Here is an 8,296-nt window from a genome sequence, read left to right on the forward strand (position 1 = left end):
TATAGCATAAGAGGAGACCAATGTCAAGTATTTTTGTTAAAAAAATTGCAGATTTTTTAATGAGTTAAGTATTTATATATCAAGTGGTTAAAGGTATAGAGAAAAGGTCACTTGCCGATTTAAGGTTTATCCTTGTGTCAATAAAAAATTCGGCTCTTTTGAAAAAAATCCAAAAATTAGTATCGAAAATCTGCTCGATTAGGACAAAATCATAAAAATGGACATAACTATTCAGCCACAGATGGACACGGATGAAACACGGAAAATTCGTGAATCGTGTCCGGGAGCCGTGTCCGTAATTAGGCTGATGGTTTTTCCTCCTGTTGTCCTTTATCCTCTGTCCTCTGCCTTCTGCTATTTATCCGTGCTAATCCGTGTTAATCAGTGGCTGAATAGTTACTTTATTTCTATGTCTTCTCTGTTCCTCTGCGTCTCTGCGGTAAAGGATTACCTGAACGGTTACAATATTTTTAAAAAAAATTCTCAGTCAGCCTCTTGACATAACTCCAAATTTAGGATATACTGATAAATTATAATTAAGGATGTTGATGAAAATAGGAAAAAAATTAATCAGTAATCTGCTTCTAATATTAGTAATCTTTATATCCCCGTCAGGAGTTTATGCCTTAGATAAAGCTAAACCTGATATTTTTATTACTCTAAAAACTGAATATAACGACAATATATTCTTTGAACCTGAGCCGAAAACCGAATTTATAACTACAATTATTCCAGGAATAAATACTAAAATAATCGCTCAAAAATGGCTATCTGAGATAGACTATAGAGTGAAATTTTTAGATTATAAGGATATTAAGCAAAAAAGTATCCAGCATAATCTTAATCTTACAGGTTGGCATAGATTTTCCAATAAACTTATTCTTTCGATACAAGGAAATTTCATCGAAGATAAAGAAGAAACGCTTGAAGAGGATTTTTCAGTAACCAGGCGGGAATATTTAAAACAAACCTTTGACACGACAATAAAATTTATCTCCCCAAAACCTCCATTTGAAACTAACATTAAGTATCAATACGAAGACTTTAATTTTAGAAAGGAGGATGAAAACGATAGTAAAGAGAATCGAATACTTTTTGATATTTATTATACCTTAACGAAACGATTAAAGACAGGATTGGTATATCAAGATAAAAAGAGGGCGTATAAAAACTCTTCTAACCAGAACATTGACTCTGTGGGGGTGGGGATGAAATACGAACTGACTCCAGAGATTAACAGTGAATTAATCATTAAACTGGAAAACAGAAAAGTGGCAGGTGGAGATTCTCATTCCTTTGCATTTACGACAAACTTTAATCGCCAGATTAATCAAAAGACATCACTTAATCTTACATTCGGGAAGGATACGAATTTTACCCGCTCGGTAATTGAGCCCATGGAGGTAAAAATGGCAAAAATAGGACTTTACCGCCGATTGAATAGAAAAACTAATTTTAATTTGAATCTTACTTCTATGAAGGGCAATTGGGAAGATAGCACTCGTGAGGATAAACTTCAATCTATATCTTCGGGGTTATCTTATCAACTCACTAAAAAAATCTCCTTTGACTTAAACTACAATGCCACTCACCGAAAATCTAATATTGAGGAGAGTAGAAAAAATAATGTTTATACCTTTACAATCCAGTGTTGGTAATTGCTAACACTCGATGTTCAAGTTTTTTTAAGATTAACTGGTTTATCTTTTTGTAACCGCAAAGAACGCAAAGATTATAGGTTGTTCACCACCCTTTTAATTCCTTCCTTGAGTCTTAATACATTGAAATTTATAAGCAATTAACAATATTTGAAAGTTCGTTTTCGTTCATAGACCTATTTTCTTTCCTTTGCGTCCTTTGCGAAATCTTCCTTTGCGCTCTTTGCGGTTAAATCTTTATACCTTTAAAAAACTTGAACATCGAGTAACATAAAAAAGTTGACATTCTCATAGTCTTGTGTTAAAATATAATCAATATGAATGTAAAAATGTGTATCTTAACCTGGTGTATTATTTTTGTTTTGTTATTGGTTCCCGGGTGTGTTTTCTCTGCGGTGCAATTTGAACAGGGCCCACCCAGCCAGATAAGGGAATTAATTTTAAAACAAAAGCAGGAAAAACAAAAAATTATCCAGGAAAAGTATAAAAAAACAAAAGAATTACAAGAAACAAAGGTTCAGGCAAAAGAAAAATTTCCATCCCCACAACAAGCCCCATCTTTTATTAAATTAAAAGGATTGTTAGTTGGTGGGCTGCTCTTATTGGCTATACTGGGAATTGTCTTAGGTTTTATCATCAACGCTAAACGGAAGTGATATGGGTAAATTAAAGTTAATTCTGAATCCTTATGCGGGTAAAAGAAGACTTGATAAAGAAATCGACAAAATAAAACAAAACTTGACGGCACAAGGATTAGAGTTTGATTCAGCCTTTACTCAAAAACCTGGTGAGGGTATCTCTTTAGCCAAAAGGGCTGTAGAAGAAGGTTTTAATCTGATAGTTGCTGTTGGTGGAGATGGAACGATAAATGAAGTAGTAAATGGAATAATTGGTTTTGAGCAGGAGGCTATTTTAGGTATCATCCCCATTGGTTTAGGTAATGATTTTGCATGGATGATAGGACTTTCTCCAAAAGATATTGAAACGGCATGTAAAACATTAGTTAATGGAGTAGTTAAAAAGATTGATGTCGGCGTGGTAAATAACAGATATTTTATTAATGGTCTGGGAATAGGATTTGATGCCCGGGTAGCATATCACCGCTTAAAATATAAAGGAATTTTGACAGGCGTTGGTGTGTATTTATATGCCGTCATAAAAACATTATTTCAATATAAACCTATCCAGGCAAATGTTAATTTAGATGATGAAACTATTAACCTGATTCCTTTACTTATAACCATAGGATGTGGAAAAAGGTGTGGTGGAGGATTTTTACTTACTCCCAACGCTATTCTTGACGATGGATTATTTGATGTATGTATTATACAAGGAATAGGTAAATTAAAGGCACTTTGTCATCTACCAAAGGTGTTAAAAGGAACCCATATTTTGCTTCCAGAGGTAAAGATGTATCAAGCGAAAGAAATTATTGTCAGTTTCCCAATGCCATTAATAGCCCATGTCGATGGAGAGATTTTAAAAGAAACTACATTTCAGATTAAATTATTACATAAAAAATTAAAGGTAATGTTTCCAGTTGAAATCAGGTAACACAAGCATCCTGCTTGTGATTTTCCAAAAATAGTTGCAAGAGAAGTATTTTTATATTATAATAGTGTAGTGTTGAGTAACCTACAAACGGATAATTGGTAACTGGTAATTGGTTAAATAGTTTCGTCCTGAGCTTAGCCAAACAGTATTTAATTACCAGTTACCAATCACCAGTTACCAGAATCAAATTCAGTGCGTTATTTGTTCAACACGACACTATGAGCAGGAGGCTAAAAAAGGAAATGATGCAAATAGCCGTGTTAGGTGCAGGTGGTTTAGGTAAAGCCGCGGGGAAAATTATTAGTCTGAAAAAAGAGATGAGATTAGTCGCTATTTGCGACCATCAGGGATTTGCCTTTAATCCAGATGGACTTAATTGTGCGGAAATTGAAGAGATTAAAATAGGTTCAACCGTGGGTAAAATGCCTGATGGGAAAATGTCTGATGACTCAATTGGCGAGATTATAAAAATAAGTAATGACATTGATGGCATATTTGTCGCCTTACCTAATTTGCCAAATGAATTCATTCCAGGAGTTATTCAACGGTTTATTGATGCTGGATACCAGGGGGTATGGACTGATGCACTGAAAAGGACCCAGGCGATGGAATTGATGTTTGAACTAAACGAAGGGCTAAAATCAACGAAGAGCACTTACATCACTGGCGCCGGGGCAACACCAGGCTTATTAACTGCGGCGGCAGTCATAGCCGCTCAATCATTTATTGAAGTTTCAAAAGTGACCATCTGGTGGGGTGTCGGAATAGCCAATTGGGAGGCATATAAAGCCACTATTCGTGAAGATATTGCCCATCTACCCGGATTTACTGTTGAAAAGGCAAAGGCACTCTCGGATGAAGATGTAACAAAATTGTTAGACGAACGAAATGGGATATTAGAATTGCATGAGATGGAACATGCCGATGATTTACTTCTCCAAAAAGCAGGTGTAGTCGATTCAAGAGATAAGGTTGAAGTAGGTGGAGTCCTGGATACCCGACATGCTAAAAAACCGGTAACGACAACAATGACATTAACCGGTAAGACCTTTGATGGAAAAACCTCAAGCCATAAATTTATACTCGGTGATGAAACAACAATGGCGGCAAATGTCATTGGTCCGGCACTGGGTTATCTTAAACGGGCAAAATGGCTCAATGAACATCAAATCTACGGCATCTATGGCTCTACTGAATTTATGCCAGGAGTGGTGAAATAGACAAAAGAAGAAAGGAAACATAGGACAGACTTTTAAACAATTATCTATGAAAATCTTTGGTCTTTGGTCTGAATGAGCGTTATGAGTCCAATATTAAAATTAAATAAAGATAATGAAAAAAAAGAAAGGGAGTTTGAATTAAAATATTTCTTATCACTTACCACTCGCCAGCGATTTGAGATGATGTTTAAAAAATCAAAAGAGATGAGAGAATTATTGGAAAAAAGTGGATACAGAAAGCCTTTTGAAATCATTAAAAGAACATAAAGTTGATTTTGTCATCATTGGAGCAACTACTTTTCCTGTTCATGGATATGCACGGGCAACATTAAACATTGATATTTTTGTAAGACCTGATAGGATTAATGCTGAAAGAGTATGGGATGCCTTAAAACAATTTGGATACGATGTATCTGATATTAAAACTAAACTTTTGCGTTTTTTGCTAACACTTTGTATTTCAATCTCTTGTGTAAATAAGGGGAAACGGGAAAGGGGGGAAAAGGAAAAAGAAGTATTTTTCTCTAAGTATAAGAAATATAGTTAGTTATACATGAAATTCTTTTTCCCCTTTCCCCAATTTTCTCCATTTCCCCTTTCTTACACCTAAAAAAAACGCAAAAGTTCAAATTAAAATAGAAGATTTGCTTCAAAAAAAATTACTGATTCGTCAGTATGCAGTGGAAACGGATATTCATCCATTCGTGAAAGGTGTAAGTTTTGAAAGGGTATGGAGAAATAAGGTAAGGGCAAAGTTTGACGATACATTTGTTTTTTTTTGCATCACTTGATGACCTGATAAAGATGAAAAAGATGGCAGGCAGGCCAAAAGACATAGAAGACCTTAAAAATTTACTGGCTATTAAGAAGTTCAAAAACAGAAAATTGAGAGAAAATTAGATAAACTTTCCTTTTATTCTTTGTGCCTTTGTGGCAAAGACTATTTTTAGGAGGAAATAATGAAAAACCAAATAAAAGTTTTAGTTGTAGATGATTCAGCGATTATCCGTGATGCAATTATCACTGCCTTAGAAAGTGAAGAAGAGATTAAAGTCATTGCCACGGCGACTAACGGTAAAGAGGCAATTACCCTTATACCCGAATTAAAACCAGATATAGTTACGATGGATATAGTTATGCCGATTATGGATGGACTCCAGGCAACCGAACATATTATGGCTTACCATCCTACCCCAATTGTCGTCATTACTTCTTTACTTCCAAAGGATATGGAAATTGCATTTAAAGCATTAAATTCTGGGGCATTAGATGTTATGGAAAGACCAAATATCTCAGAATTGTTAAATCCTGCCTCAAAAAAAAGAAAACAACTTATAGATAAAGTAAAAATCCTGGCAAATGTAAAAGTAATTACTCATCTGGGCGGTAGACTCGTCAAAAAGGAAAAAGAGTCTTTAGAATCTACACCTACCCCTGCTGAGGCAAAATTTAAGATAATTGGCATCGCTTCTTCTACCGGTGGACCTAAAACTGTTCGGAAAATATTATCTAAATTACCTGTTGATTTCCCGATACCAATCGTCATTGTTCAACATATCTCTGATGGATTTACGAAAGGATTAGTTGATTGGTGGAATAATGAATGTGCCATAGAAATTCGAGAAGGAAAAGAGGGGGAGAGACTTAATAAAGGAACAGTGTATATTGCTCCGTCTTTTGTTCATATGACTGTGACTAAAAACGAGCGAATAAAATTAGAAGATACTCCGCCTGTTGGTGGTCATAAACCCGCCGGGAATGTCTTACTTACATCCGTAGCCCAGGCATATCAGGATTCTGCGATGGGTATAATTCTTACAGGTATGGGTGATGATGGAGCAATTGGTATAAAAGCAATTAAAGACGCCGGCGGATTCACTATCGCCCAGGATGAGAAAACCTGCGCCATATTTGGTATGCCAAAGGTAGCTATTGAAATGGGTGGCGTTGACAAAGTCCTACCGCTGGATGAAATACCGGATGAAATAATGAGGAGGATAAAATCACGAAGTGGCAGATAAAATCTTGATTGCTGATGATAGTCCAACTATTGTTGAGATGTTAAGATTTTTCCTTGGGAAGGAAGGATATGAAACCGTTGTCGCTAAAGATGGCATCGAAGCTATCGAGCAAGCATACCTTGAATTGCCAGATTTAATGTTATTGGATGTGCTTATGCCAAAAATGAATGGCTACCAGGTCTGCAGATTATTAAAAGGTGATGAAAATATCTCTTACATCCCGGTAATTATGCTTACCTCTCAAGATGCACCCAAAGACAAATTCTGGGGATTACAGACCGGGGCAGATGAATATATTATCAAGGATTTTGAGTCTGATGAATTGTTTAATGCGATTGTTCGTGTCCTTGAGAAAACTGAAGAACGAAGAAAGAAAAAACCAGTAGAAATCCCCAGAACAACAATTGATAATATCCTGTATCGCCTCAATGGGCTATTAGATAAAAAACTCTTTCAAACAACACTGTTAAATGAAATTAATAGAATTGCGAGAACCTGTGATAATTGTGAGGATGTCATCAAGGAAATTTTAGGGTTGCTCACAAGGGTTGTCAACTATCATTTAGCCTCAGTGATGATAGAACAGGATGAAACAATGAATATAATGGTCTATATAAATCAATCAATAACTGAAAACTTTTTAACCGAAAGTATTGCAAAAATAAAAACTGAAGGAATAACAAAGGCTGACTTTACTATCCGTCAGGATAATCTACGGGTAACAACGATTAAATCAACAGCACAAAAAGGGAAAAAGGATACTCCGATAAAGGTGAGATCTTCCTTGAGTATTCCCATGCGGGCACACAAATCAGTGATAGGCATTTTATATTTTGCCAGTGCCTTTGAAAATGCCTTTAATCCAGAAACAATAGAAATACTCAACATTATTGCGGATGAAGCCACGATTGTGATTAATAATGCGATGTTTTATGACCAATTTAAACTCTTAGCCATTACGGATGGTTTAACTAAGTGTTATAATCATCGTCATTTTCAGGAAGTCCTGGAAACTGAATTCCAACGAGCAAAAAGATATAAATTGACCTTTTCTCTGTTGATTGGGGATATAGATAATTTCAAAAAGATAAATGATACTTATGGACATCAAACCGGGGATATGATTTTAAAAGGAATAGGGACTTTATTAAAAAGGTGCGTTCGGGATATGGATGTTGTGGCACGTTATGGTGGTGAGGAATTTGCAGTGATTATGCCAGAAACAGATAGTGAGGGCGCCTTTAAGACCGCAGAAAGGATAAGATGCTCAATCGAAGAATATATCTTCTCCGGACTTCCACCTAAAACTTCAGTTACAATGAGTATTGGTATTGGAACATATCCAAAGTTAGATGTCGGTAGTAAATTTGAGTTTGTTGAAAAAATAGATAAAGCACTCTATCGGGCTAAAGAAGAAGGGAAAAATAGGGTAATATCTGCAAAATAACGAAAGGAGTAATGGTGCTTGCTCATTTACCATTTCCCAAAATAGGGCTTCACGAAATTCCCTCACCCAAATATAGAAAAGATTAGAGGTGGAGGATAAATATTCCCCCTTAATAAAGGGGGTTAGGGGGTTGTGAGTATATAAAGGGGGAATTGCCTGGAAACCCGGGGTAAGTGTAAGCCCCCCTGTGGGTAGAAGGGAAAAAGTAAAATTGTCCTCCATCCCTATTTAAAAGAGGTGAAAATCAACTGGAGTTTCGTGAATTTTTTTATGATTCCTTTTGCCTTTAATCTTTGCGTTCTTTGCGGTTGATTTCTTTGCGTTCTTTGCGGTTAAAAAAGGATAAACCACAAAGGGCACAAAGTAGTAACGCAAAGGACACAAAGGGAAGAAAAT

General features: G+C 35.8%; 8 protein-coding genes. All 8 read left to right on the forward strand.

Annotated elements, in window-relative coordinates:
• Window positions 1-548: 548 nt before the first annotated feature.
• The 8 genes from AB1414_11315 (at window position 549) to AB1414_11350 (ending at window position 7,900) form a co-directional block, all read left to right on the forward strand.
• Window positions 549-1,658: an outer membrane beta-barrel protein gene (locus AB1414_11315; protein ID MEW6608020.1), complete on the forward strand. Its 1,110-nt coding sequence runs from the start codon at window positions 549-551 to the stop codon at window positions 1,656-1,658.
• A 317-nt stretch (window positions 1,659-1,975) separates the two neighbouring features.
• A complete protein-coding gene (locus AB1414_11320) occupies window positions 1,976-2,314 on the forward strand; it encodes a hypothetical protein (protein MEW6608021.1) in 339 nt (112 codons plus the stop codon).
• A gap of 1 nt (window position 2,315) precedes the next feature.
• A complete protein-coding gene (locus tag AB1414_11325) occupies window positions 2,316-3,212 on the forward strand; it encodes a diacylglycerol kinase family protein (protein ID MEW6608022.1) in 897 nt (298 codons plus the stop codon).
• Between the two features lie 242 nt (window positions 3,213-3,454).
• Window positions 3,455-4,432, forward strand: a complete 978-nt coding sequence (locus AB1414_11330; protein ID MEW6608023.1) for a saccharopine dehydrogenase-like oxidoreductase — start codon at window positions 3,455-3,457, stop codon at window positions 4,430-4,432.
• A gap of 81 nt (window positions 4,433-4,513) precedes the next feature.
• A complete protein-coding gene (locus AB1414_11335) occupies window positions 4,514-4,699 on the forward strand; it encodes a hypothetical protein (protein MEW6608024.1) in 186 nt (61 codons plus the stop codon).
• Entirely contained in the window at window positions 4,677-4,979 is a 303-nt protein-coding gene (locus tag AB1414_11340) for a hypothetical protein (GenBank protein MEW6608025.1), read from the forward strand. Before AB1414_11335 ends, AB1414_11340 begins: the two co-directional genes overlap by 23 nt.
• Window positions 4,980-5,391: 412 nt before the next feature.
• Window positions 5,392-6,453, forward strand: a complete 1,062-nt coding sequence (locus AB1414_11345; GenBank protein ID MEW6608026.1) for a chemotaxis response regulator protein-glutamate methylesterase — start codon at window positions 5,392-5,394, stop codon at window positions 6,451-6,453.
• A complete protein-coding gene (locus tag AB1414_11350; GenBank protein ID MEW6608027.1) occupies window positions 6,443-7,900 on the forward strand; it encodes a diguanylate cyclase in 1,458 nt (485 codons plus the stop codon). Before AB1414_11345 ends, AB1414_11350 begins: the two co-directional genes overlap by 11 nt.
• The last annotated feature ends 396 nt before the right edge of the window (window positions 7,901-8,296 follow it).

Source organism: bacterium (assembly GCA_040755795.1).
Classification (GTDB): domain Bacteria; phylum UBA9089; class CG2-30-40-21; order CG2-30-40-21; family SBAY01; genus JBFLXS01.

Excerpts from the sequence above, each read along its gene's own strand:
- AB1414_11315 (MEW6608020.1), top strand. The coding sequence starts at position 549 with ATGAAAATAGGAAAAAAATTAATCAGTAATCTGCTTCTAATATTAGTA.
- AB1414_11320 (MEW6608021.1), top strand. The coding sequence starts at position 1,976 with ATGAATGTAAAAATGTGTATCTTAACCTGGTGTATTATTTTTGTTTTG.
- AB1414_11325 (MEW6608022.1), top strand. The coding sequence starts at position 2,316 with ATGGGTAAATTAAAGTTAATTCTGAATCCTTATGCGGGTAAAAGAAGA.
- AB1414_11330 (MEW6608023.1), top strand. The coding sequence starts at position 3,455 with ATGATGCAAATAGCCGTGTTAGGTGCAGGTGGTTTAGGTAAAGCCGCG.
- AB1414_11335 (MEW6608024.1), top strand. The coding sequence starts at position 4,514 with ATGAGTCCAATATTAAAATTAAATAAAGATAATGAAAAAAAAGAAAGG.
- AB1414_11345 (MEW6608026.1), top strand. The coding sequence starts at position 5,392 with ATGAAAAACCAAATAAAAGTTTTAGTTGTAGATGATTCAGCGATTATC.